20 protein-coding genes are annotated in these 24820 nt (G+C 63.6%); 6 read left to right on the forward strand and 14 right to left on the reverse strand.

From position 1 onward, the window contains the following. Positions 1–133 precede the first annotated feature (133 nt). A complete protein-coding gene (locus CSZ94_RS12595; protein ID WP_102121815.1) occupies positions 134–1492 on the forward strand; it encodes a diguanylate cyclase domain-containing protein in 1359 nt (452 codons plus the stop codon). A 12-nt stretch (positions 1493–1504) separates the two neighbouring features. Here CSZ94_RS12595 and CSZ94_RS12600 read toward each other — a convergent pair whose 3' ends face one another. From CSZ94_RS12600 to CSZ94_RS12615, 4 genes are read right to left on the reverse strand one after another with little or no spacing between them, the layout of a single operon-like run. After that, on the reverse strand, positions 1505–3085 hold the full coding sequence (locus CSZ94_RS12600) for an FGGY-family carbohydrate kinase (protein WP_102121816.1): 1581 nt from the start codon (positions 3083–3085) through the stop codon (positions 1505–1507). Between the two features lie 3 nt (positions 3086–3088). Further along, complete coding sequence (locus tag CSZ94_RS12605) at positions 3089–3394, reverse strand: hypothetical protein (protein WP_102121817.1); 306 nt, start codon at positions 3392–3394, stop codon at positions 3089–3091. Positions 3395–3453: 59 nt separating this feature from the next. After that, positions 3454–5022, reverse strand: a complete 1569-nt coding sequence (locus tag CSZ94_RS12610; RefSeq protein ID WP_102121818.1) for a glycerol-3-phosphate dehydrogenase/oxidase — start codon at positions 5020–5022, stop codon at positions 3454–3456. After that, positions 5019–6629, reverse strand: a complete 1611-nt coding sequence (locus CSZ94_RS12615; RefSeq protein WP_102121835.1) for an FAD-binding oxidoreductase — start codon at positions 6627–6629, stop codon at positions 5019–5021. The genes CSZ94_RS12610 and CSZ94_RS12615 overlap by 4 nt, the downstream gene beginning before the upstream one ends. A 126-nt stretch (positions 6630–6755) precedes the next feature. Between CSZ94_RS12615 and CSZ94_RS12620 the strand changes: the two genes are divergently transcribed. The 3 genes from CSZ94_RS12620 (at position 6756) to CSZ94_RS12630 (ending at position 9620) form a co-directional block, all read left to right on the forward strand. Next, positions 6756–7832 carry an AraC family transcriptional regulator gene (locus tag CSZ94_RS12620; RefSeq protein WP_102121819.1) on the forward strand — a complete coding sequence of 359 codons (1077 nt, stop codon included), beginning with the start codon at positions 6756–6758 and terminating at the stop codon, positions 7830–7832. Between the two features lie 92 nt (positions 7833–7924). Beyond that, positions 7925–8707: a 3-hydroxybutyrate dehydrogenase gene (locus CSZ94_RS12625; RefSeq protein WP_102121820.1), complete on the forward strand. Its 783-nt coding sequence runs from the start codon at positions 7925–7927 to the stop codon at positions 8705–8707. 64 nt (positions 8708–8771) lie between these two features. Further along, complete coding sequence (locus CSZ94_RS12630) at positions 8772–9620, forward strand: DUF2071 domain-containing protein (RefSeq protein WP_102121821.1); 849 nt, start codon at positions 8772–8774, stop codon at positions 9618–9620. 264 nt (positions 9621–9884) lie between these two features. Here CSZ94_RS12630 and CSZ94_RS12635 read toward each other — a convergent pair whose 3' ends face one another. After that, complete coding sequence (locus tag CSZ94_RS12635; RefSeq protein ID WP_102121822.1) at positions 9885–11114, reverse strand: HD-GYP domain-containing protein; 1230 nt, start codon at positions 11112–11114, stop codon at positions 9885–9887. Between the two features lie 382 nt (positions 11115–11496). Further along, the gene (locus CSZ94_RS12640) at positions 11497–12087 is read right to left on the reverse strand and encodes a hypothetical protein (RefSeq protein ID WP_102121823.1); all 591 of its coding nucleotides are present in this window, start codon (positions 12085–12087) and stop codon (positions 11497–11499) included. 306 nt (positions 12088–12393) lie between these two features. On the opposite strand from CSZ94_RS12640, the gene CSZ94_RS12645 reads away from it, so the two are divergent. Then, a complete protein-coding gene (locus CSZ94_RS12645) occupies positions 12394–14487 on the forward strand; it encodes a S9 family peptidase (RefSeq protein ID WP_374703577.1) in 2094 nt (697 codons plus the stop codon). Positions 14488–14621: 134 nt separating this feature from the next. Here the strand turns inward: CSZ94_RS12645 and CSZ94_RS12650 are convergent, their stop codons facing one another. From CSZ94_RS12650 to CSZ94_RS12685, 8 genes are all read right to left on the reverse strand, one after another. Continuing rightward, positions 14622–16676, reverse strand: a complete 2055-nt coding sequence (locus CSZ94_RS12650) for an esterase-like activity of phytase family protein (RefSeq protein ID WP_102121825.1) — start codon at positions 16674–16676, stop codon at positions 14622–14624. Between the two features lie 71 nt (positions 16677–16747). Then, a complete protein-coding gene (locus tag CSZ94_RS12655) occupies positions 16748–17674 on the reverse strand; it encodes a helix-turn-helix domain-containing protein (protein ID WP_102121826.1) in 927 nt (308 codons plus the stop codon). Positions 17675–17729: 55 nt separating this feature from the next. Next, entirely contained in the window at positions 17730–18647 is a 918-nt protein-coding gene (locus CSZ94_RS12660; RefSeq protein ID WP_102121827.1) for a helix-turn-helix domain-containing protein, read from the reverse strand. 15 nt (positions 18648–18662) lie between these two features. Continuing rightward, positions 18663–20138, reverse strand: a complete 1476-nt coding sequence (locus tag CSZ94_RS12665; RefSeq protein ID WP_180977451.1) for a mannitol dehydrogenase family protein — start codon at positions 20136–20138, stop codon at positions 18663–18665. Continuing rightward, complete coding sequence (locus CSZ94_RS12670; RefSeq protein WP_102121837.1) at positions 20138–21187, reverse strand: ABC transporter ATP-binding protein; 1050 nt, start codon at positions 21185–21187, stop codon at positions 20138–20140. The genes CSZ94_RS12665 and CSZ94_RS12670 overlap by 1 nt, the downstream gene beginning before the upstream one ends. An 18-nt stretch (positions 21188–21205) precedes the next feature. Continuing rightward, positions 21206–22024, reverse strand: coding sequence for a carbohydrate ABC transporter permease (locus CSZ94_RS12675; protein ID WP_102121828.1), 819 nt, complete (start codon positions 22022–22024; stop codon positions 21206–21208). Between the two features lie 10 nt (positions 22025–22034). Further along, positions 22035–22895, reverse strand: a complete 861-nt coding sequence (locus CSZ94_RS12680; protein ID WP_102121829.1) for a carbohydrate ABC transporter permease — start codon at positions 22893–22895, stop codon at positions 22035–22037. A 102-nt stretch (positions 22896–22997) separates the two neighbouring features. After that, a complete protein-coding gene (locus tag CSZ94_RS12685) occupies positions 22998–24308 on the reverse strand; it encodes an ABC transporter substrate-binding protein (RefSeq protein ID WP_102121830.1) in 1311 nt (436 codons plus the stop codon). A gap of 310 nt (positions 24309–24618) precedes the next feature. On the opposite strand from CSZ94_RS12685, the gene CSZ94_RS12690 reads away from it, so the two are divergent. After that, a partial coding sequence (locus CSZ94_RS12690) for a carbohydrate porin (protein ID WP_146009797.1) occupies positions 24619–24820 on the forward strand: 202 nt, incomplete at its 3' end.

The raw sequence follows: 24820 nt of genomic DNA on the forward strand, positions 1-24820 counted from the left end.
GCATCGATTTTTCCACCCAAAAAATTAGCAAAGCGGTATGATTTGACCGCTGTATCCGATTTCAACCCAGTCAGCATCACCGAAAGTGCAGCAAACGCTGGCATCGCAGAGTACATCGAGAAGGCCGGTAGCAATGAGTCCAGGCAGTGTGGAGCATTCCCAGCGGCGCAACGCCGCCATTTTGATCGTCGATGATGCGCCAGCCAACCTTGAGCTGCTGCGCAAGCTGATGAGCGAACAAGGTTATCAAACCTATGTCGCCACGTCCGGCGAACGGGCGCTGGTGATCGCCCAGCGCGCCCACCCCGACCTGATCCTGCTCGACGTGATGATGCCAGACATGGACGGCATCGAAACCTGCCGCCGCCTCAAGCAGCATCCGCTGACGCAGCGTATTCCCGTCATCTTCATGAGCGCCAAGACGGAAACGGAAGACGTGGTGGCCGGCTTCGACTGCGGCGCCGTCGACTACATCAGCAAGCCGCTGCGCATGGCCGAAGTATGCGCGCGCGTGCGCACCCAGCTGCACATCCGCAGCAACAATGAAAACCAGCAGGAACAGGCCGAGCGCCTGCGCACCATTGTCAACAACATGGCCGAGGGCTTGCTGATCATCGAAGCCGATGGCCGCATCCAGTACACCAACCCGGCCTGCGACCAAAACCTGGGCTATCGCGAAAACGAACTGGCGGGGTGCTCCATCGGCGAGCTGCTCAGCCCCCTGGTGACGCAGGAATACCTCGATTACTTCGCCATGTACGCGGCCAATCCCGATAAGGCGCACAAGCACGGCACGCGCGAAGTGGCGATCCGCCACCGCAACGGCGAGACGCTGTGCATGGACCTGACCCTGACGCCCATGTATCTGCGCCAGCCCCTGTATATCGGCCTGCTGCACGACATCACGCACCACAAGCAGTCGGAAGACGCCTTGCAGCGCGCCGCCTACCTCGACCCGCTGACAAAGATCGCCAACCGCCGGCAGTTCGACAGCTTCCTGGAAAAAGAGTGGCAGCGCGCCGTGCGCGGCGGCGGCGCCCTGTCGCTGGTGGTACTCGACGTCGACCATTTCAAGCTGTACAACGATAGCCTGGGCCATCCGGCCGGCGACAGCTGCCTGCAACAGGTGGCGCAAGCCATCGCCTCGCATGCCGCCCGCCCGGGGGACCTGGCGGCCCGCTACGGCGGCGAGGAATTCGTCATGCTCTTCGCCGACACGGACGCCGACGGCGCCCTGCGCCTGGCCGAAACCATCCGCACGCACATTGAGGCACTGCAACTGCCGCATCCGCGCTCCGCCACCTCGCCGTGGATCACCGTCAGCATCGGCGTGGCGACCATTCACCCGCACCAGCTGGACGACCGCAAGGTGCTGTTCGTCGCCGCCGACCGCGCCCTGTATGTGGCCAAGGAAGGGGGACGCAACCAGGTGCGCACCACGCATTCGGGCAGCACGGCCTGGGAAACGGTCAAGGCGCTCGTGCAGCGCTAGCCGGTTTCACCTTCACTTTTCAGGATAACCGGTGATGTCGGCGATCTCGCGATACAGCGGTTGCAGCCGCGCATACATTTTCTGGTACACGCGCCGGTACAGTTGCTCATAGACCTTGCTGTGTCCGGGGTGCGGCTGGAACACCTTGCCCTTGCGCGTCATGGCTTGCACGGCGGCGGGAAAATTCGCATGCCAGCCCAGGCCCACGGCAGCGGCGATGGCCGCGCCCAGGCCCGAACTTTCATACACGTGCGCGCGCGCGGCAGGCAAGCCGAAGATGTCGGCCGTCAGCTGCATGGCCGCGTCGCTTTGCGAGCCACCGCCCGCAATACGCAACTCCGTAATCGCCATGCCGCTACGCCGCTCGATGCGCTCCTTGCCTTCGCGCAGCGCATACGCCAGGCCTTCCAGGATGGCGCGGTATATGTGCGCGCGCGTGTGCACGTCGCCAAAGCCGATCATGGCGCCCTTCGCCTCCGGGCCCGGTACCTTGATGCCGGGGCTCCAGTACGGCTGCAGCATCAGGCCCATGGAGCCGGGGGGCACGGCCTCGACCAGGCGGTCGAACAGCGCCTCGGCGGACAAGCCCGTGCCATCATCGGCCGCCGCCGCCCGTTCGCGGTCGCCGAACTGCTCCTTGAACCAGTTGACCATCCAGTAGCCGCGGAAAATCTGCACTTCCGTGCTGTAGGCGCCCGGCATGGCGGCCGGATACGGCGGAATGAAGCGCGTCACTTCCACATACTTGCGGTTGGTCGTGTTGATGGTGGCCGTGGTGCCGTAGCTCAGGCACGCCATATGCGGTTCGACGCAGCCGGCGCCCAGCACCTCACACGCCTTGTCGGCGGCAGCCGCCAGCAAGGGCGTGCCCTCCGGGATTCCCGTCGCTGCGGCGGCCACTCTGGTGATGAGGCCCATGCGCGCCCCCGGGGCCACCAGTTCGGGCAGCATGGAGCGTTGAATCGCCAGCGCCTGCCATTTCCAGTCGAAGCGCCCGGCCCAGGCGTGGCGCTTGTAGTCGAACGGGATGTACGCCACTTGCGATCCCGTCGAATCGATATACTTTCCGCACAGGCGGTGATTCAGAAAGCCCGACAGCAGCAGGAATTTATGCGTGCGGCGCCAGATGTCGGGCTGGTGCGCGCTGATCCAGTTGATCTCGGCCTCGCGGCGGAAGTAGGTGATCGTGCCTTCGAGGCGCGTGACGCGGAAAGCGGCGCGCCAGCATGGCGCCAGCCGGGGAATCTGGCGCGTGCTGCGCTGGTCCAGCCAGGTGATGGCGGGGCGCAGGGGTACGCCATCTTCATCCACATTGACCACCGTGCCGCGCTGCGTGGTCACCGCCACGCCGACGACCGACGATTTTTCAATGACGGTGCTGCGCCACAGCTGCTGGCACGCTTCGCACACCGCTTGCCAGTAAGCGTCGGCGTCATGCTCGGCCCAGCCGGGGCGCTCGGAGTAATACGCTTCGAGGAACACCTGCGCCTTGGCCGCCAGGTTGCCGTCCCGGTCAAACAGCAGCGCGCGCACGCTTTGCGTGCCATTGTCGATGGAAAGTATATAGGGGCCATTGCCCGCTACGGTGGCCATGGCTTATGCCAAGCTGGCCAGCGCGGCGCGTAGCGCGGCCAGCAGCGCCTGCGGATCTTTTTCCGGCTGCGCGCTGAACACGGGCGCTTCCCAGTCCTGTCCGCGCACGGCCACCACGCGCAAGCGTCCCTGTTCGTTCCAGGCCGGATACCAGCCCACGTCGACGATATCGCCATTCGCGCACGTGATTTGCAGCAAGTCTTCCCCCAGGTCCTCGACGAGAACCTCCACGGGCTGGCGCAGGTCCAGCGGCGACAGGCTGTCATAGGTGATGCGGGCGTCGCCCAGCGCCAGGGGCTGACCAAACAAGGTGGTCTCGATGATGCTCTCCTTTTTATATTTTTTTATCGTTGTTTTTATCGTTCGCTTCACTCGCCCTGCGGCACGCTGTAATGACTGCGCCACAGGGCCAGATAGCGCGCCTGCTCCACATCCCAGCGTACATCATCCCAGCCCAGTTCACGCTGGCAGATGGCGCGCAGGCGCGGCATGATAGCCAGCGCGCCGCCGGCCAGCTGCAAACCGAGGCGCGTGCGCCGCAGCAGCAGGTCATCCAGGTGCTGCACGTCCTCGATGCGCGCGCCCCAGCGCAGCTGCGCCCATAAAGTCTGCGTGCCGGGAATCTGTTCCAGTTCGCCGTCCTGCGCCGCATCGCACAGCGCCTGCGCGGCCGCGCCATGGCGGCCCAGCAGGCGTGCACGCTGCTCGCCATCGAGCAGCAAGGCCTTGCCCGACAACGGTGGCGTGGCGTCAAAAATGGGCAAGGGGCGCAGATCCGCCTGCCAGCCCGGCAGCAGCGGCGCGGCCTGGCGCAACGCGTCGAGGGCGATCGCGCGAAACGTCGTCAGCTTGCCGCCCGCCACCGTCAGCAAGCCATTTTCCAGCCATAGCGCATGTTCGCGCGCTTCCTTCGACGGGTCAAGCTGGCCGCTGTCGATAACCGGGCGCACGCCGGCAAACGTGGCCAGCACGTCGCCCTCGCCCAGCGCCAGCTGCGGAAACTGCCAGCGTAGCGCCACCAGCAGGTAATCGAGTTCGCCGCGCGTGATGGCCGGCTCCAGGTCCAGGCTGGCACCGTGGTCGACATCGGTGGTGCCCACCAGGGTCACGCCTTCCCAGGGATAGGCGAAGACGGGGCGGCCATCGTGCGGGTGCATCAGGCTGACGGCTTGCGCCAGCGGCAGGCGCCAGGCAGGCAGCAGCAGATGGCTGCCGCGCAAGGGCCGCAGCTTCGGCTTTTCTCCCACCTGGCCGCGCAAGCCGTCGGCCCAGGCACCCGTGGCGCTGATCACCAGGCGCGCGCGCACGGCAGGCGCCGTGCCGTCGAGCGCATCCTTGAGCATGGCGCCCACGACCTTGCCATCTTCACGCCGCAGCGATGCCACGCCCAGGTAATTGACGGCCACGCCGCCATGGCGGCGCGCCTCCTGCAGCACGCGCAGCACCAGGCGCGCATCGTCCGTCTTGGCATCCTGGTACAGCATGCCGCCGCGCAGCCCTTCGCGCTGGACGTGCGGCGCCAGCATGGCAAAATCGTCTGCGGCGACATAGCGACGCGCGCGCCGGCCCGCCATCACGTCATAGATGGCCAGCCCCAGCATGAACTGGCGCCGCCCCGGTTTCCTGCCGACGTAGTCGCCAAAGGCAAAGCCCTGCGGCTCGACCAGCCCGGCCGCATCCGTCAGCAAGGCTTGCCGCTCATGCACCGACTCGCGCGTCAGCGCGAACTGTCCCTGCTTGAGGTAGCGCAAGCCGCCATGCACCAGCTTCGATGAACGGCTCGACGTGCCCCAGGCGAAATCACGCTGCTCCACCAGCAGCGCCTTCAAGCCGCGCCGCGATGCCTCCAGCAGAATGCCGGCTCCCGTAATGCCGCCGCCGACGATCAGCACATCCCAGTCGCGCGCCAGCACGCCAGGCAAATCCTCCCTGCTCACAATCCGCCCCCCGCCTCGGGCAGCAGTTTTCCGGGGTTCATCATACCCTGCGGGTCGAACTGGCGCAGCAGCGCACGCATGGCCGCAATACCCAGCTCGCCCTTTTCGGCGGCCAGCCACGGCGCGTGATCCGTGCCCACGCCATGCTGGTGGCTGATGGTGCCGCCGTTGGCGACGATGGCGGCGCAGGCCACGTCCTTCAGGCTGCGCCAGCGCGCCATGTTTTCTTCATACGTAGGTGCCAGCCGGTACACATACGTGGTGTAGACGCTGGCGCCCTGCGCATACACATGCGACAGATGCGTATAGGCGTGCACCTGCTCGCCATGCGCGGCCAGCGCACCGGCCCCCGCCTGCTCCAGCGCCGCCATCATGAGCGTGACGCGCGGCCAGTCGACGGCCGTTTCCACCGTGTCGATGACATAGCCATGTTCCCAGGCGCCATTGCGCAGATAGACGTTGCGAAAGCGCCCCTGTTTCCACTTGTCGCCCATGTGCCGCCCCACGTGCACGCCCTTGTGCCGCCGCGCCAGCGCCAGGGCGGCGCGCAGGGCCGCGCGCGCCGGTTTCGCGTCTCCGCTGACGCCCACCATCAGCATGCATTTTCCTTCTGCGCAGCCGCGCAGGGACAGGTAGCGCTCCAGCAATCCCACCAGTTTCTTGTGGCCGGCCAGGGTCAGCATGGTTTGCGTTTCCAGCGCGTTCGACAGGCGCAGCATGCACAGGGGCAGGCGTGACTGGGCCAGCGCCCGCACGGCAGCCTGCGCCTGGCCCCAGTCGGCAAAAAACACGGCGTGGAATGCTTCATGGGGCGGCAGCGGCGAGATGCGCACGGTGGCCTGCGTCAGGATGCCCAGCCGCCCTTCCGAACCGAGCACCATTTCGCGCAAGTCGATGCCGGCCGCCGAGGCGGGAAACGTGGGAATCGTCAAGGTGCCGGACGGCGTTTCCACTTCGCCGCCCGCAAACAACTGCTCGATGCGGCCATAGCGCAGCGATTGCTGGCCCGACGAGCGCGTGGCGATCCAGCCGCCGAGGGTGGAATATTCGAACGACTGCGGATAGTGGCCCAGGGTATAGCCGTGCGCGCGCAGTTGCGCTTCCAGGTCGGGACCGTAGACGCCCGCGCCGAACGTGGCCAGTTGCGCCTCGCGGTCCAGATGGCCCAGCGCGGATAAACGCCGGAGGCTCAGCGACAGCACAGGGCGCGACCCCGCCGCCACCGTCAGGTGCCCGGCCACGCTGGTGCCGCCACCGTGGGGTATCACGGCCACGCACGCCTGGCGCGCATATTCGATCAGCTGGCGTACCTGCAGCGCGCTGTCGGGAAAGGCCACGCCATCGGGTACGGCACCGATGCGGCCATGGCGCAGCTTGAACCAGTCAGGCAGGCTTTGACCGAGCGCATGGCGCACGCGCGTGGCAGGCAGGGTATCGATCAGAGGATGCGGCGCCAGGCGCGAAGCGGGCACTTGCGCGCAGGCCTCGTCAAATGTGGCATCGAGCATGCCGCTGCCCGGCCCCAGGCGCGCGCCCAAAAAAGCCTGCGCCTCCGCGCTCAGCGCATACGTGACGCTCTCGTCACCCCAGCCATTCCAGCGTTGCATCGACATCCCCCGTGTTTGGCCAGTTGCGCGCCACGGCGGCTTGCTATACTGTCCTTGCCTAATCAACAGCATATGCCGCCACAGGCCAAGGGTATTGGTTTTTCATGACAATTGCATTGTTCCATCATGCCAGGCACTGATAGCCGCCACGCGGAAGGCAGGGTCGCGGGCGCCTATCTGCAGCCGCTGCTGGAAGCGGCCGGCGCGCACGGCATCGCTGCCGCCACCCTGGCGCGCGCGGCCGGCGTGGCGCCGCACAGCCTGGAAGCGTCCGCGGCCAGCCTGGCCGCGCGCGACTACGTGCGCCTGCTCGATGCGGCAGCAAAGCTGGCGGGCGACGCGCATTTCGGCCTGCATGTGGGCCAGCGCGTACGCATGGGTACCTACAGCGCGTATGGCTTGATTTTGCTCAGTTGCAAGAATGTGGGCCAGGCACTGGAACAGACGGCCCGCTATGAACGGCTGGCGCACGACCTGGGCCGCTCGACATTGCAGCGCGATGGCGCCGTCGCGCATTACCGCTGGGCCAGCCACTACCCGGGCGCCAGCCGGCACCTGGTCGACAGCGTCTTTGCCGGCATCCGCGTCTGCGGCGACTGGCTGGCGGGCCTGCCGCTGCCGCCGGCCCGGCTGGAATTCACCCACGATGGCGGCGGCGACTTGCTGCGCCAGGCGGCGCACCGCGACGAATACGTGCGCGTGCTGGGCAGCCTGCCCGCCTTCAACGCCCCCGCCAATACCGCCACCTTCGATGCGCAATTGCTGGGCTGGCCCGTGCCGAACGCCGACGTCAGCCTGTATCGCGTGCTGTGCCAGCATGCGGAACAGTTGCTGGCGCAGCGCAAGGCCGCAGCAGAGAGCGGCGGCGGCATCGAGGCACAGGTGCATGCCGCCATTGTGGCGGGCTTGCGCCAGGGTTCGGCCCGACTGGCCACCGTTGCCGCCACCCTGGCCGTCACGCCGCGCACCCTGCAGCGCAAACTGGCCGATGCGGGCACCAGTTTCCAGGCACTGCTGGACCAGGCCCGCTATGGCCTGGCGCGCGATTATTTGCGCGAGCCGGACTTGTCCCTGGTCGACATCGCCTTTCTGCTCGGCTACCAGGAACAAAGTGCGTTCAACCACGCGTTCCGCGTCTGGGCAGGCACCAATCCCGGCGCCTGGCGCCTGCAAGAGTTGCAGGCGAGGCAAGCCTGTTTGTAGGCGTGCGCGGGCCATGCCCGGCGCGTTTTCTGGCTATACTGGCATAGTCTGACTTCCCACGATCACTCCAACCCGCAATGCAAAGGATTAATATGCAACTCAAAGACAAAGTCGCACTGATTACCGGCGCCGCCAGTGGTATCGGCAAGGAAATGGCCATTGAATACGCGAAACAGGGTGCCAAGGTGGTCATCGCCGACCTGGCACTGGAAGCGGCCAACAAGACGGCCGAGGAAATCAAGCAATCGGGCGGCCAGGCATTTGCCGTCGCCATGGATGTCTCCAGCGAAGCGCAGGTGGACAAGGGCGTGGCCGATGCCGTGGCCCACTTCGGCGGTATCGATATCCTGATCAGCAACGCGGGCATCCAGATCATCAGCCCTGTCGTCGACTACCCGTTCGATCAATGGAAAAAGATGCTGGCCATCCACCTGGACGGCGCCTTCCTCACCACGCGCGCCTGCATGCGCGAAATGATCAAGGCGGGCCGCGGCGGCGCCATCATCTACATGGGTTCTGTGCACTCGCACGAAGGCTCGCCGTTCAAGAGCGCCTACGTTGCCGCCAAGCATGGCTTGCTGGGCCTGGCCAAGGTAGTGGCCAAGGAAGGCGCGAAAGACCACATCCGCGCCAACGTCATCTGCCCCGGCTTCGTGCGCACGCCGCTGGTCGACAAGCAAATCCCCGAGCAGGCGGCCCAGTTGAAGATCACGGAAGAGGAAGTGATCAAGAATGTGATGCTGAAGGAAACCATCGACGGCGAATTCACCACCACCCAGGACGTGGCGCAAACGGCTATCTTCCTGGCAGCGTTCCCGTCGACGGCACTGAGCGGCCAGTCTATCGTTGTCAGCCACGGCTGGCATATGCAATAAATAGCTAACGTATCCGGCAGGCGGCGCCGTCCGCCTGCATCACCGCAAGCGAAAGACTTCCCAATTGCAAGACAACACTTACCGTCACCCGCGCGCGGGCTGGCCGGGGCGCCTGTTTGCCGCGCTCGCCAATTCCACGCGTTTCGCCAACGCGCGCCAGACTATCCTGTCCCGCCTGCCCTTCCTGACCCTGCATAGCGACGTGCGCGACGTCGTCTATGTGAGCTGGCTGGTCGACGCCGCTGCCGCGCAGCAATTGCTGCCTGCGGGCGTGACCCTGTGGCAGCGCGATGGCAAGACGCCGTTTACCGTGCTGACCTACCGTCACGGACATTTCGGCCCTGCCCTGGCCGGCCCCTTGCGCCGGCTGCTGCCATCTCCCCTGCAAAGCAACTGGCGTTTGTATCTGGACCACACGCCACCGGGTGCACCCGCCGTTCCCTGCGTGTATTTTCTGAAAAACATCATGGATAGCCTGCCCCATGCGCTGGGCACGCGACTGTTCAGCGACATATTGCCGACGCACCTGGCCGCCGGCATGACGCTGGAGGTCAGCGCCACGCAAGCCCACTGCAGCATTGCCAGCGGCACCGGCAGCGCCCCGGCACTGGACGTGCGGGCCGACATCGTTGGCGGCAAGACGCTCGACGGGGATTGGCACCAGCTGTTCAGCAACTGGCACGATGCCGTCGCCTTCCTGGCTTGCCAGGATGCAGCCATCGCGCACGTGCCGCGCAACGACAAGCTGGTTTTCGGTGAAATCGACTTGCCCGTTGATCTGCATCAAGTACAAGCGCTAAGGGCCTTGCGCGCCGACTGCGGCTTGCTGGGGCAGTTGCCGCCCGTGTCCAAGCCGTTCGCCTTCCTCGTGCCCAAGGTGCCCTTCAAGGCGCTGTCAGAGCGCCTGCTGTAGCGCGCCGGGGCGTGGCGGCGCCTGCCGGGCCGCCCCGCCGCCGTTCCCGCTTGAACATCGCCATCGCTTGCTACAGCTGCAGGTTCTGGTCTTGCAGCGATGATGGCGTGCACGCCCTGCTCGGCGTCCAGCATCTCGGCGCCGTCTGCTGGCACGTGGCTTTGGTGCGCACGGACATGTCGCTGATGCGACACGGCACTGACGCTCGTATTTTTTAGTGTTTTATCACTAACAACATGCACTTTATTCCAGCCGTGGCTGCTTCTATGCCACGCCAGCATCGCCGGCCCAGTAACGGTCGACGTCCAGCAAGCCCCACTGGGCGGCACTTTCCGTGGAAACAATGCGCTCCTGGTAACCCGGCGCGGCCAGGTCGATGACGCTGGGCAAGATGCAAGTGCCGGCGCGGATGGAAAAAAATACGCGCACCGTGGGCGAGGTCAGCGTGTTGCCTGCCGCCTGCCCCACCACCACCGCCAGGCGCTCCGATTGCAGCCGCACCAGGGTGCCCAGCGGATAAATGCCCAGGCATTTGACGAAGGCGGCAAACAGTGTCGCGTCCAGGTGCCCGCCGCGCCAGGCCGCCATGCGGCGCAGCGACTCGGCCGGGCACCAGCCCTGCTTGTACGGCCGGTTCGAGGTGATCGCGTCGTACACATCGCAGATGGCGCCCATGCGCGCATACAGGCTGATTTCCTCGCCACGCAAGCCCATGGGATTGCCGCTGCCATCGAGTTTTTCATGGTGGTGCAGGCACACGTCCAGCGCCACCGGATCGATCTCGCCCACCTCGAGCAGCATGCGGTGGCCGGCGGCCGGATGGGTACGTACGAAGGAAAATTCCGCGTCGCTCAGGCTGCCAGGCTTGTTCAGGATGCTGGCCGGCACGGCCATCTTGCCGATATCGTGCAGCAAGCCCGCCAGGCCGGCCGAGCGCACCTGCTCCGGCGCCAGCTCCAGCTCCCTGGCCAGCGCCGTCATCAGCGCACACACGGCCACCGAGTGCATATACGTGTAATTATCCGCGGTTTTCAGGCGTGCCAGGCCCAGCAGCACGCCGCCGCCGCGCAGCACCGAGGCGGCGATGTCGTCGACCAGCCCGTAGGCCTGCCCTACGGACAAGGCCTTGCCCATGCGCGCTTCGTCGAACATCGTCTGCACGGCCTGCCGCGTGCGTTCAAGCAGGCGCCGGGCATGCGCCATTTCCTCCTCGCGCGACAGGGTAGGCGCCGCCGTCGAAACGGGGACGGAGACGGCCTGCGTTTCGGCGGCAGGAACGGGCGACGCGGCAACGGCAACAGGTTCAGGCGGCGCCAGCCCGCGCGCCGTATCGATCCACACTTCATTCAGCCGGGCCGCCCGGATACGCTCCAGGTCAGCCGGCGATTCGAGCAAGAAGGAACGCTTCCAGAACGGATTCTCTAGCCAGGAGCGGCCGAGGCGCTCGACATACATTCCCAACATGAGTTCGCTACACCTTATTTTTTTCAGCACGGTGGTTCTCCACACATTCAGATCGCGGCATTTACTTGCGCATTATCAATATAATACGCCAAAATAATTATGATTAAATCAAATAACTTAGCTTATATGGCAAAATAACAACAAATACAGCAAAAAACATAAATTGTATCGTTTTAATTGGAAATCGGTGATTAATCAATAAATATATCAATTAAGCCATTTGGTTTCGTGGAATTGTATGCATCCTGCCGAGGATGGAGGCGCATGCCTGCCGGCGGCCGCATGGGCCACCACACGGGCATGATGTGCAGGAAAGCAAGGAGCGCGTCAGCGCCAGACGTCCCGAAAAGGCGCTGGCGCTATGCAGGGAGACGTATCAGGCTGATGCGCGAGCGGCGTGGCGGCGGGCGGCCTAGCGCGGCACGTAGCGCCAGCCGGCGCTTTCCAGCATGAAGGTCAGTTCCGTCTTGATGCCTTCCGGACGGCTCGGCACGCTCAATTCCGTGTCGCACACCAGGTAACCGGTCTTGCGCTTGACGTCGCACTCGTTGACGGCCTTGACCTGCATGGTGCTCTGCGCTTCCTGCATCTGCACATCCTTGGCTGCTTCCGGATTGCGCGCCACTTCTTCCTTGGCCCAGGCGCGTATCATCGCTTGCGCCTCGGCCGGCGACGGTCCCGCGAACTTGGCGTGCTTGCGCTCGACGCCGACCCAGGTATCGCCCTCTTTACGCAGAGGCAACACATTGAAACCGTCGCGCATGCCGGCGCTCATGCCCACCAGGCACACCACCTCGCCTGGCACTTCCTGCGACTGTTGGCAACCCTGCAAGCTGCTCACCTTGACGCTGATCGGCATGGTCGATTGCGTCTTGGCTTGGGTCTTGGCCACGCCCGCCTGCACGGCGGCGTGAATTTGTTCGAGTGTCGGCATGGCGGCCGCCTGGGCCGGCAAGGCGGCGGACATGGAGGCAAAGGTCAGGGCAAGAATCGTCAGGCGCATGGGTATCCAGAGTAGTCGTCAAAGGTCGGCAGTCTAGCATTGTGCATAAAAACAGCTGTTTCTATAGAGATATTTTCCCGGCGTCCGGCGCGAAGTGGCCATCCACACGACGAACGGCAGCCTGGCGCACCTGGAGCCGCTTGCGCGGCCACGTGGCGCTCGACCAACTGGCACTGGCTGCCGACTAACCGGCGGTCAACTCCCGCAGCAGGCGCCTCTTTATTGCTATGATGTCGGGCTGCCGGCGGTACAGCCGGCCACGTCAATACCATATCGATAACGTCGTCATAAAAATCGGGAGTTTGAATGAGTTTACGTCTGCTGCTCTTGGGAGCATTCAGTGCCGCCATGGCCACCACCGCCGCCGTTGCTGCGGAACCTGCGCTGGCCGCGCCGCGCGGTTTCACCGTGGAAGACATGGTGGCCATGGAAAGAGTGGGGAGTCCAGTGCTGTCGCCGGACGCCACGCGCGTCGTCTACACGGTGCGCACCACCAACCTGGACAAAAACCGCGGCAACACGCAGCTGTGGATGATCGACCTGCGCGCGCCGAACGCGGCGCCACGCCAGCTCACGCGTGGCGATGCCAGCGCCAGCGACCCGCAATGGTCGCCGAACGGCGACGCCATCTACTTCCTGTCGGGCCGCTCCGGCTCCTCGCAAGTGTGGCAGCTGCCCCTGAACGGCGGCGAAGCAGCCAAGGTCACCGACCTGGCGTTGGACGTCGACACCTACCGCTTGTCGCCGCAGGGCGACCGCCTGGCCTTCAGCATGGGCGTCTTCCTCGATTGCGAGGACCTCGCCTGCAGCAAAAAACGCCTCGATGAAAAAGCCAAAAACAAGGCGAGCGGCATGGTCTACGAGCAGATGTTCGTACGCCACTGGGATACCTGGGCCGACGGCCGCCGCAACGCGCTGTACTCGGCGCCCATCGACGCCAGCGGCAAGGTCAGCGCCGCGCCCGTGAGCCTGAGCGGCACCCTCGATGGCGACGCGCCATCGAAACCGTTCGGCGACAATGGCGAATACCACTTCAGCCCGGACGGCAAGACCGTGGCCTTTTCCGTGCGGGTGGCTGGCCGCAAGGAAGCGTGGTCGACCAACTTCGACGTCTATACGATACCTGCCGCCGGCGGCCAGGCGCCGCGCAATCTCACCGCCGACAATCCGGCCTGGGATGCCAAGGCCGCCTACTCGCCCGATGGCCGCACGCTGGCCTACGTCGCCATGACCAAGCCGGGCTTCGAGGCGGACCGCTTCCACCTGGTCTTGATGGATGTCGCCACGGGCAAGAAACGCACCGTGGCCGATGACTGGGACCGTTCCGTGGCCGACTTCCGCTGGACGCCGGACAGCAAGGCCTTCCTCGTCTCCGCCGATGACGTGGGCCAGCACCGCTTGTTCCACATCGACGCGGCCAGCGGCAAGGTCGCTGCGCTGACGGGCAAGGGCGCCGTGGGCGACTTCGACGTGCGCGGCAACACCATCGTGCTGGCGCAAGCCAGCCTGGCCTCGGGCGCGCAGCTGTACACGCGTAAACTCGACGCAAAGTCGGAAACGGCGCCGATGGTCCAGCTGACGAAGCAGAATGCGGCCGCGCTGGCCGACGTGCGCTTCGGCGAATATGAACAGTTCTCGTTCGCCGGCGCGAATGGCGACACCGTCTACGGCCACGTCATGAAGCCGTGGAATGCCAAGGCGGGAGAAAAGTATCCCATCGCCTTCCTCGTCCACGGTGGCCCGCAAGGCAGTTTTGGCAATAGCTGGAGCTACCGCTGGAATCCGCAAGTGTATGCGGGGGCCGGCTACGCCACCGTCTTCATCGACTTCCACGGCTCCACCGGCTATGGCCAGAAGTTCACGGATTCCATCAGCGGCGACTGGGGCGGCAAGCCGCTGGTCGACTTGCAGAAGGGGCTGGAAGCGGCGACCAAAAAGTTTCCGTGGCTGGACCGCGAGCGCAGCTGCGCACTGGGCGCCTCGTACGGCGGCTACATGATGAACTGGATCGCCGGTAACTGGCCGGACGGCTTCAAATGCCTGGTCAACCACGACGGCGTGTTCGACAACCGCGGCATGGCTTACGCGACGGAAGAACTGTGGTTCACCGAGTGGGAAAACGGCGGCCCGTACTACGACGCGCCAGCCAAGCACGAACAGTTCAATCCCGTGAACTTCGTGAAGAACTGGAAGACGCCGATGCTGGTGGTGCAGGGCGACCTGGACTTCCGCATCCCTACCGCGCAAGGCCTGGGCACCTTCACGGCGCTGCAGCACCAGGGTATCCCGAGCAAGCTGCTGGTCTTCCCGGACGAAAACCACTGGGTGCTGAAACCGGCGAATTCGCTGCTGTGGCATCACACCGTTTTGGATTGGTTGAATACCTACACGAAGAAGTAAGCTGAAATCCGGGGTCAGACCCAACGGGGGAATACGTCCCAGTGGGACGTATTCCGATCGCGAAGCGACTGACGCCAGCTCTACGCTAGCCGCACAACTCACGCCTGCGGCTTTTTTACGTCCGTCAAACTGCATCAATACGTATTGAGCGCCTTGGCGAACTTCACGATCCACAAACGGCTAGGACGCTCGCGGTCGTCGCCGCGCGCCACGCGGATGGTGTTGGCGGCATTGCAGCCGGCCGCGCTGCTGGTGACGATGACGCCGCTCGCGTCGACCGTGCACTTGGTCACGTCGGCATCCGCCACTTCCACGCCATTCGCATCAAAGATCTTGGTTTTCAGGCCGAAGTCATTGTCGTTGGCCAGCGCGATGGTGGAGTCGTCGATCAGGGTCAGGCCTTCGGCCTTTTCCGCCGCCCAGCCGATGGCGTTCAAGTCCAGCAGCAGGGTTTTCTTCAGCGGCGTGACAGCCGCCCAGTCGGCGCCATTGACGGCTGCACCGCCCATGCTGCTTTTTTCCAGGTCGGACGTCGTCGCATTGAAGGCGGCGGCCGCGATATCGGTGGCGCCCTTCAATTCGACCAGCATCAGCTTGTTGAAGACCTTGCCCGATGGCGCGGCGCCCTGCTCGATGACGAGGAACTTGCCGCCGCCCAGCGCCACCATGTCGCCCAGCTTGGCGTTACCCGTGCGGCCATCCTGGTAGTCGGCGGCATTCAGCGGATACGCATACATCTTGCCGCTGGTACCCGTCGCTGGATCGAATTCGATCCAGCGCGTGAAGCGGGCGAAGCGCTCGACCTGTTCATTTTTCTTCGTCACCGTGTACGGCGCGCTGCCGTCGGACAAAGGGCTTTGCAGGAAGGCGTACAGCTTGTCGTTGCTCGTATCGAGTGTCATGCCTTCCATGCCGCGATTCGCGCGGCGCTTGGCGAATAGCGCCGGCAAGCCCTTGCCCGGCTCGTACTTGGCCTGGATGACGCCCGTGGCGGCGTCAATCTTGATGATGAACGGGCCATATTCGTCGGAGACCCACAGCGCATTGCGCTTCGCATCGACGACGATGGCTTCCGAATCGAGGCCGCCCGCGTTGAAGACAGCCTTGCCGGCCGCGTCGAACTTCATCGCATCCATGACGGGAATCTCGGCCGAATTGCCAACTGCGCCCACGGGCACGGGCAAGCCCGAGCTGTTGACGGTGGCCGACACCTTGATCGGCGTGCTCGATGTCAGCACGGCGCCGTTCTTGCCCACCGTGATCACGCCGAACGAAGGGGCAAAACTGGGTGACGGAAATATCTTGCTGCCGATCGTGCCCTTGCCCGATGGGTCGGGCAGCAGCGGGCCGTCGCCGTTCGGGCCGCGGTCCGTCAAGCCATAGAATTCCAGGTCGCCCGCCGCATTCTTGCCCTTGTAAGCCAGGCCCGAACCGTAGGACGGCAAAAAGCCATTCGGGAATTCGCCCTTGATCTTCGCATTCGCGCCTTCGTACGGCACATAGTATTTGTCCGCCGCCTGGATCTGGTAGCGCGTCACGGTGACTTTCACGTCCCCCACCGGATTGGCCTGCGTCAGCGCCTCGTTGACGGGCGCGCCTACTTTCGAGGCCAGCGTGTCTTCAAAATGCTCGCGCACCAGCGCGCGGCGCTCCGCATCGACCGTGCGGCTGGCGAATTTTCCGCCTACCGCCGTCAGATGCGCCGCCAGCGCCGCGTTGAAGACGGCCGGCGCGCTACCAAAGTCCAGCGTCTTGCCGGCCAGCGCCGTCTTCACTTCGGCCGTCAGCTTGATGCCGTTCGACGGATCGCTGTCCTCATCGAGCAGTTGCAGCGCCAGCAGGCGGTTGACGACCTTGTCGTCCGCCACATTCGTGCTGGCGGCCAGCGCCAGCGGCGTGACGACGGCGCCGCACGGCGCCGAGCCCAGGGCCAGGCCGCCAACGCTGAAGGCCACCGTCTCGCCCGGGTTGCAAATGAATTCGCCCTTGGCATTGGTGCTGGCCTTGGCCGCGCCGCCGGCCACGTAATCGAGTCCTTCCACCGCACCGTCGAGGAACACGCCCGTCTGCGCCACGGGCTTGGCCGGTTCGGCAGGCGTATTATCGCTGCCGCCGCAGGCGGCCAGGGTCAGGCTGGCGGCGATGGCCAGCAGAGTCAGTTTCGGGGTCGATGTTACGGCAGTGTTCATGCATTCCTCGGCTAAGGTGGGATTGAAGCCGTGGAGAGTAACTGGGCAAAGTGACAAGCCCATGACAGCCTTCACGCCAGTGGCGTATCCGCAACAGGCCCGCCGATGCCGCCAAAGCGGCCATCGGCCTGACGCCGGAATTGCTTCGGCGTGACGCCCTTCACCTGCAGGAAGCGGCGGTTGAAATTGGCCACGTTCTGGAAGCCGACGTCGTAGCAGACGTTCGACACATAGTGATCGGTATCCATCAACAGCTGGCACGCCTTGTTGATGCGCAAACGGCTGATGAAATCCGTGAAGCTGTTGCCCGTCGCCTTGCGGAAGAAGCGCGAGAATTTACTCAGCGACATGCCCACCTGCTCGGCCAGCATTTCCGCCGAAATCGGCTCGCGGTAGTTCTCCGTGATGTAATTGAGGACGGAATTGACCTTGGCCAGGGTGGCGTCATCGTCGTAGGAGCGCAAGGAGGCGCTCGACAGCAAGCGGTAGTTGGCCGTGCGCGCCAGCTTGCTCATTAATTGCACGAATTCGGCGAAGCGCTCGGCGCCATGCGTGGCGCGGATGCGCGCCAGGTGCTGCTCCGCTTCGTGTCCCATGTCGAAAAACTCCACGCCATAGCTGGAGCGCTCCAGCAGCGGCAGCAGTTCGCGCAGTTCGGGGATCACGCGCGCGGCGCCGGCCAGCGGCGCATGGGCGAATTGCACGATCATGTCGCGCAAGGCCACTCCGCCTTCCGGCACCACGTTGGAAATCCAGTTGTGCGGCAGGCGCGGGCCCGTCAGCACCAGGTGGCCGGGCGAGAATTCGCCGATATAGTCGCCCACGAACAATCGCCCGCTGGTGGCGACGATCAGATGCAGCTCATACTCTTCATGGCAGTGCCAGCGCACGCGCGAGCTGGGATAGCCATGTTCCAGGTAATTGATGATGCCATCGTAGCTTTCGCGCTCCAGTTCGGGCGCCTTGCGCTCGCTGTCCTTCTGCCACAGGTGTTCCATGCTTGTCTCTCTCAGGCTGTCCCCGCCTGTGCCATCGAATGTACCTCAAAAAGCCTCATGCGCCAAAACGCCCCAGCGCCTGCTGGCGAAACTCCTTCGGCGTCATGCCCTTCAATTCCAGGAAACGTCGGTTGAAGTTGGCCACGTTATTGAATCCCGCCTCGTAGCAGATGTTGCTGACATAGCGCTCCGTCTCCATCAGCAGCTGGCACGCCTTGTTGATGCGCAGGCGGTTGACGAAGTCCGTGAAGCTGTTGCCCGTGGCGCTGCGGAAGAAACGCGAAAACGTCCGCTCGGGCATGTCCACCTGCTCGGCCAGCTGTTTCAGCGAGAACTGGCTGCTGTAATTGTGCACGATGAAGTTGATGGCCGAACTGATGCGCGCCAAGGCCACGTCATCGTCGCTCGACTGCATGGGCACCGTTGACAGCAATTGGTAATCGCTGGTCTGCGCCAACTCGCCCAGCAGTGTCAGAAACTCGATGAAGCGCGGCAGGCCGCTGCTGTCGCGGATGCGCTGGAAGCGCCGCAGCGATTGTTCGCTGACGCCGAAGAATTCCACGCCGTGCAGGGCGCGCTGCAGCAGCGGAAAAATATCCTTCAATTCGGGAATGGCGGCCGCCATCGAGGCCAGCGGCGCGTGCGAAAACTGGATCACCATGTCGCGCAAGGCCACGCCTTCGGGCGGCGTGTCGAGCGAAACCCAGTTATGCGGCACGCGCGGCCCCGTCAGCACCAGGTGGCCGGGCGTGAACTGGCCGATGTAGTCGCCCACGAAGACCTTGCCGCTGGTCTTGACGATCAGGTGCAGTTCGTACTCGTCGTGGTAATGCCAGCGCACCAGCGCATTCGGAAAACCATGCTGCAGGTAGCGGATGAATCCGAAACTGCCTTTCGGCTCGAAGCCGGGCGTGGCGTCGCGCTGCTGTTCCAGCTCCATCTGCGGCAAGACAGCATCGGCTTTGCGTGGCATGGCGCGCCCTCCCCTTCAGGCGACGCTCTGTTCCAGCGCCCCGCGCGCGCCTGCCCCATACAGGCTTGCCAGCGCCTGCCCCACCGCCTGCGTAAACGCGGGCGCGTCGGCAAGGTCGCCGAACAGCTCGCGCAAGGACAGCAGCGCCGTGGCGTCCGCCCCGCCCTGCAGCGCCAGCGCCCGCAGGCGCGCCGCATACGGGTCGTTCAAGGGCATCTCGCGCCCTTGCTCGTCGTGGCCTTCCAGGTAGCGGAACCAGCACGCCACCGTGAAGGCCAGCAACTTGATGGCACCACCTTGCGCCAGTGCTTCTCGCACGGACGGCAGCACGAATTTCGGGATGCGCGCGGAGCCTTCCGTGCCGATGCGCGCCAACTGGTCGCGCACGGCAGGATTCGAAAAGCGCTCGATCAGAGTGTCCTTGTAGCGGGCCAGGTCGATGCCGTCTACTTCGTCGAGCAGGGGCGTGACCTCGTCATCCATCATGCGCCGCACGAGCGTGCGGATGCCGGCATCCATCATCGCTTCATGCGCATACGTGTAACCGAGCTGCATGCCTATGTAGCACAGGGCCTGGTGGCTGGCATTGAGCAAGCGCAGCTTCATTTTTTCATACGGCAGCACGTCGTGCGTCATCTGCGCACCCACCTTTTCCCAGGCCGGCCGGCCCTGCGGGAATTCATCTTCGATGACCCACTGGCGGAATGGCTCGCACACCACGGGCCAGGCATCGATGATGCCAAAGCTATCGCGCACCAGCGCCCGGTGTTCATCCGTGGTGGCCGGCGTGATGCGGTCGACCATGCTGTTGGGGAAGCTGCCATGGGTGGCCAGCCAGCGCGCCAGTTCCAGGTCGCGCAGGGCGACAAAGGCCAGCAGCATCTTGCGCGTGACGTCGCCATTGTTTTGCAGGTTATCGCAAGACATGATGGTAAACGGCGCCAGACCCCTCTGGTGGCGCAAGGCCAGCGCGGCGGCCAGGTAGCCGAACGAGCAACGCGGCGCCTCGGGATGGGCCAGTTCATGCACGATGTCGGCATGATCCGCATCAAACTCGCCCGTGCCCTGATTCACATAGTAGCCACCCTCGGTGATAGTCAGCGCGACGATGCGCGTGCCAGGGTCGGCCAGCTTTTCCAGCACGGCCTGCGGCTCGTCTGGCGCATACAGATATTCGCCGACGCTGCCGATGATGCGCGCCGAGTCGCCGGCCGCGCTGCGTTCAACCACCGCGTACAAGCCATCCTGCGCCTGCATGGCGTCGCGCATGGCCGCGTCATGCGGCAGCAAGCCCACGCCGCAATAGCCCCATTGGACATTTCCGGGCAAGGCCAGCAAATCGTCAAGGTACACGGCCTGGTGCGCGCGAAAAAAGCCACCCACGCCGATATGCACGATGCTGGGCACGAGCGTCTCGCGCGCATACGCGGGCACGGCCACCCTGGCTGGCAGCCGCGCCAGGTTCGCCTGCTTCAATGCGATGGCGTCCATTACAGCGCTCCTTTCGCGGCCGCATAAGTCTTGCCGGCGCGGTCAAAATGATGGACGAAGCCCGGTTCGAAGGTCAGGTTCGTCTGCTGGCCCGGTTGCAGGCTGCTGCGTTCGGCGCCGCGCGAGACCACCTGCACATTGTTCGGCAGGCGCACATAGGTCAGCGTTTCCACGCCCAGCGATTCCACCAGGTCGACGGTGACGGGCACGCTGCCCGGCTGCGCCGCACCCAGGTGCACGTGCTCGGGACGGATGCCGACAAAACCATCAACCTGCGCCGCGCTGCCCGCCTGCGCCAGCAGCTGCGGCGCCGCATCGGCCGGTACCACGTTCATGCTGGGCGTGCCGATGAATTGCGCGACGAAGCGGTTGGCGGGGTGGTCATACAGTTCCAATGGCGAGCCATGCTGCTCGATCTGGCCGTCGCGCAGCACCACCACCCTGTCGGCCAGGGTCATCGCTTCCACCTGATCGTGCGTGACATAGATGGTGGTGGCGCCCAGTTCGCGGTGCAGTTTGGCGATCTCGATGCGCGTCTGCACGCGCAGGGCTGCGTCCAGGTTCGACAGCGGTTCATCGAATAAAAACACTTTCGGGTCGCGCACGATGGCGCGGCCGATGGCCACGCGCTGGCGCTGGCCACCCGACAGTTCCTTCGGCGTGCGTTCCAGGAATTTCCCCAGGTCGAGGATGGCGGCCGCCTTGTCGACTTTCTCGCGGATGATGGCGGGATCGACGCCGGCCAGCTTCAGCGCGAAGGACATATTCTGGAACACCGTCATGTGCGGATACAGCGCATACGACTGGAACACCATCGCCAGGTCGCGCTTGGACGACGGCACGTTCGTGATGTCGCGCCCGTCGAGCGACAGCTTGCCGCCATCGATCGGTTCCAGGCCCGCGATCAGGCGCAGCAGGGTTGATTTTCCGCAACCTGACGGCCCCACGAAGACGACGAATTCGCCTTGTTGGATATCCAGGTCGATGCCCTTGATGGCGCGGTGTTCGCCAAAGAATTTCTCGATATTACTCAGTTGAAGGTAAGCCATGATGTCATCCAATAGTGTTTACTTAACAGCGCCAAAGGTCATACCTTGGACCAATTGTTTCTGGCAAAACCAGCCCAGCGCCATGATCGGGGCGATGGCCATCAGGGAGGCGGCCGACAATTTTGCCCAGAAGAGTCCTTCCGGGCTGGAATACGAAGCGATGAGCCAGGCCAGGGTGCCCGCGTTGGAGGCGCCCAGGTTCAGTGACCAGAACGATTCATTCCACGACCACACCATGCACACCAGGGCCGTGGAAGCGATGCCGCCCACGGACAGGGGCAGCACGACGTGGCGGAACTCATCCCATACGGTGGCGCCATCCATGCGCGACGCTTCCAGGATTTCACGCGGCAACTCCTTCATGCTCGTGTACAGCAGCCAGATCATGATGGGCAAATTCATCAGCATGAACATGATGGTCAGTCCGATGCGCGTGTCGAGCAGGCCGAAGTACTGGTAGCAGATATAGATGGGCATCAGGGCGCCCACGCCGGGCATGTAGCGCGAGCTGAGCATGAATTTCAGCAAACCGATGGTGCCGCCCGTGGGAAAGAAAGCCATCGAATACGCGGCCGGAATGGCGATCAAGAGGCCGATGGCCGTCGACACCACGCTGGTAAACAGCGAGTTCCACGCGTAGCCGAAGTAATTATCGCGCGCCAGCACTTCGCGGAAGCTGTCGAGGGTCGGCGTGAAGAACAGCAGCGGCGGCGTGGAAATGGCTTGCCCTTCCGTCTTGAACGCCATCAAGCCCAGCCAGAAAATGGGAAAGAACAGCAGCAGTGCGAACAGCCAGGCGGCGGCCGTGCGGCTATACAGATTAAGTTTGCTATGCATCAAGGTCTCCTTATTCCGACAAATTCTTGCCGATGACGCGCATCAGGAAGAAGGCGGCGATGTTGGCGATGAGCACGGCGAACAGGGCACCGGCCGAGGCCGCTCCCACGTCATACGACAGCAGTGCCTGCTGATAAATCATGAAAGTGATGGTGGTCGTGTCGAAGCCGGGACCGCCGCCCGTGGTGGTGAAGATTTCCGCAAAAATGGATAGCAAAAAGATCATCTCGATCATCAGCACCACCGAGACGGCGCGGCCCAGGTGGGGAATATAGAGGTAGCGCAACTGCTGCAGATAGATGGCACCATCCATGCGCGCCGCTTCCAGCTGCTCGCGGTCCATCGATTGCAGGGCCGTCATGAAGATCAGGCAGGCAAATGGCAGCCATTGCCACGAGACCATCATGATGATGGAAAGCAGGGGGTAGGCCGACAGCCAGTCGACGGGCGTGGCGCCAAAGAACAGACTGATTTGCGCGAACAGGCCGTAGATCGGGTTGAGCAGCATGTTTTTCCACATCAGGGCATTCACAGCCGGCATGACGAGAAACGGCGAGATCAGCAGCACGCGCACGATGGCGCGCCCCGGGAACGCTTCATTGATCAGCAAGCCCAGCGCCGTGCCCAGCACCACCGTGATCAGCATCACGGAAAACAGCAGGGTGAAGGTATTCTGCAATGCCGGCAGGAAGGCGGCGTCCGTAAAGAAAAAGTGAAAATTGTCCAGGCCATGGAAAGGATGGCCGCTCGGATCGAGCATGGAATAGCGCACGAAAGAGTAATACAGCGTGATCAACAACGGAATCACGGAAATGACGGAGACGGCAACCACGGCCGGCGTCAGCAAAGTCCGGGGGATAATGCGTTTCATAGGATACTCTTGGGACGTGAGGGAGTGACGGCCCCGCGGAACAGCAAGGCCAATCACATCACCTGTTGACAAAGCAAATGGCACAGCAAGACCGGAGACGTCTTATTTGTAATAGCCGCCTTTACGCATTTCTCTCTCCGCCGTCTGCTGCGACAATTCCAGCGCCTGGTCGACCGTCACCTTGCCCAGCAGCGCAGCCGCCATTTGCTGGCCTGCCGCCACGCCGATCACCTGGAATTCGGGGATGGACGCGAATTGCACGCCCACGTACGGCGATGGCAGCATGGTGCTTTGCACGGCGCGCGTGCTGGCCAGGGCCTTGCCTTCGGCGGCGGCAAACTTCGCCACTTTCTGGAACTCGGGACTGGCATACGTCGACTTGCGCGTGCCCGTCGGCACGTTGGCCCAGCTGGTTTCCTTGGCAACCAGTTTCACGTAGTCGGGCGATGTGGCCCAGTTGATGAAGCGCTGCGCTTCATTCGGGTGCTTGGAGCTCGCCGGGATGGCAAGCGACCAGATCCACAGCCAGTTGGCGCCCCGCTCCGTCACGCCGATGGGCGACTGGGCGAACGCCACCTTGTCGGCCACCTTGCTTTGCTTGGGGTCCGTGATGAAGGAGGCGGCGATGGTCGCGTCGATCCAGATGCCGCACTTGCCCTGGTTGAACAGCGCCAGGTTTTCATTGAAGCTGTTGGCGGCCGCGCCCGGCGGGCCGTATTTCTTCAGCAAGTCGACATACATGGTGACCGCATCCTTCCAGGGCTTGCTGGTGAATTGCGGTTTCCACTGCATGTCGAACAACTGGCCGCCGTAGGAATTGGCCATGGTGGTGATCAGGGCCATGTTGTCGCCCCAGCCCGGCTTGCCGCGCAGGCAGATGCCATACACGCCGTTGGCCGGATCGTGCAGCTTGGCGGCCACGTCGCGCAACTGGTTCCAGGTGGGGCGGTCTTCGATCGTCACGCCCGCCTTTTTGACCAGATCGCTGCGGTACATGATCATCGAGCTTTCGCCATAGAACGGCGACGCGTACAGCTTGCCATCGCCGGAGAGGCCTTCGCGTATGGCCGGCAACAAGTCGTCGATATCGTATTTGGCATCCGGCTTGATGGGGATCAACCAGTTTTTCTTGCCCCAGATGGGGGTTTCATACAGGCCGATGGTCATCACGTCGAACTGGCCGCCCTTGGTGGCGATGTCGGTGGTCATGCGCTGACGCAAGACGCTCTCTTCCAGGGTCACCCATTTGAGCTTGATGTCGGGATTGGCTTGCTCGAAGAACTTGCTGAGCTTTTGCATTTCAATCATGTGGCCGTTGTTGACGGTGGCGATGACCAGGTCGGTGGCGGCAAAGGCGGACGAAGCGAAGCAGAAGGCGCCGGCGCACAGCGCGGCAATGGCGGAACGTTTCATTGTGTGTCTCCAGTGTTTTTTGTCGTTGGCAATGCTCAAGTACTTAGCACCACGACCACAATGTAGCACCGGACTTTGATACTTTCTGATACTCCAAAACCGCAATTCGATACTCTTTTGCAGGCTCTCTATGCGCGAGAGTATCGATATGTAGCAAAAACAACACTCTGGAAGAAAGTATCGTCACTTGTCCGTTTTGTATCAGGGTGCTTAAAAAAGCGCTGCTAGACTTGGTTTTCGGCATTAGACCGTATGCGATGGCCGTCCTCCGGGGCGCCAGCGCTACCACCTACATTCTTCTGGAGACCGCATGAATCGCACTGCATTGAAAACCTTACCTGCCCTGATCCTGGCCATCGCCAGCGCTTCCGCGCTTGCCGATCCCATGTACCCAAGTGACGCCGAAGGCTTCCATGGCTACCTGCGCGCTGGCGCCGGCAGCAATACCTCGGGCGACGGCGGTTCGCAAGGCTGCTTCGGTCTGGGCGGCAATACCATGAAATACCGTCTGG

This window comes from Janthinobacterium sp. ROICE36 (genome assembly GCF_002869965.1).
GTDB lineage: Bacteria > Pseudomonadota > Gammaproteobacteria > Burkholderiales > Burkholderiaceae_D > Janthinobacterium.

What these genes read in the sequence shown, in the direction of transcription:
- CSZ94_RS12595 (WP_102121815.1), top strand. Translation starts at nt 134, where the DNA reads ATGAGTCCAGGCAGTGTGGAGCATTCCCAGCGGCGCAACGCCGCCATT.
- CSZ94_RS12600 (WP_102121816.1), bottom strand. Translation starts at nt 3,085, where the DNA reads ATGGCCACCGTAGCGGGCAATGGCCCCTATATACTTTCCATCGACAAT.
- CSZ94_RS12615 (WP_102121835.1), bottom strand. Translation starts at nt 6,629, where the DNA reads ATGCAACGCTGGAATGGCTGGGGTGACGAGAGCGTCACGTATGCGCTG.
- CSZ94_RS12620 (WP_102121819.1), top strand. Translation starts at nt 6,756, where the DNA reads ATGCCAGGCACTGATAGCCGCCACGCGGAAGGCAGGGTCGCGGGCGCC.
- CSZ94_RS12625 (WP_102121820.1), top strand. Translation starts at nt 7,925, where the DNA reads ATGCAACTCAAAGACAAAGTCGCACTGATTACCGGCGCCGCCAGTGGT.
- CSZ94_RS12640 (WP_102121823.1), bottom strand. Translation starts at nt 12,087, where the DNA reads ATGCGCCTGACGATTCTTGCCCTGACCTTTGCCTCCATGTCCGCCGCC.
- CSZ94_RS12645 (WP_374703577.1), top strand. Translation starts at nt 12,394, where the DNA reads ATGAGTTTACGTCTGCTGCTCTTGGGAGCATTCAGTGCCGCCATGGCC.
- CSZ94_RS12650 (WP_102121825.1), bottom strand. Translation starts at nt 16,676, where the DNA reads ATGAACACTGCCGTAACATCGACCCCGAAACTGACTCTGCTGGCCATC.
- CSZ94_RS12655 (WP_102121826.1), bottom strand. Translation starts at nt 17,674, where the DNA reads ATGGAACACCTGTGGCAGAAGGACAGCGAGCGCAAGGCGCCCGAACTG.
- CSZ94_RS12660 (WP_102121827.1), bottom strand. Translation starts at nt 18,647, where the DNA reads ATGCCACGCAAAGCCGATGCTGTCTTGCCGCAGATGGAGCTGGAACAG.
- CSZ94_RS12665 (WP_180977451.1), bottom strand. Translation starts at nt 20,138, where the DNA reads ATGGACGCCATCGCATTGAAGCAGGCGAACCTGGCGCGGCTGCCAGCC.
- CSZ94_RS12670 (WP_102121837.1), bottom strand. Translation starts at nt 21,187, where the DNA reads ATGGCTTACCTTCAACTGAGTAATATCGAGAAATTCTTTGGCGAACAC.
- CSZ94_RS12675 (WP_102121828.1), bottom strand. Translation starts at nt 22,024, where the DNA reads ATGCATAGCAAACTTAATCTGTATAGCCGCACGGCCGCCGCCTGGCTG.
- CSZ94_RS12680 (WP_102121829.1), bottom strand. Translation starts at nt 22,895, where the DNA reads ATGAAACGCATTATCCCCCGGACTTTGCTGACGCCGGCCGTGGTTGCC.
- CSZ94_RS12685 (WP_102121830.1), bottom strand. Translation starts at nt 24,308, where the DNA reads ATGAAACGTTCCGCCATTGCCGCGCTGTGCGCCGGCGCCTTCTGCTTC.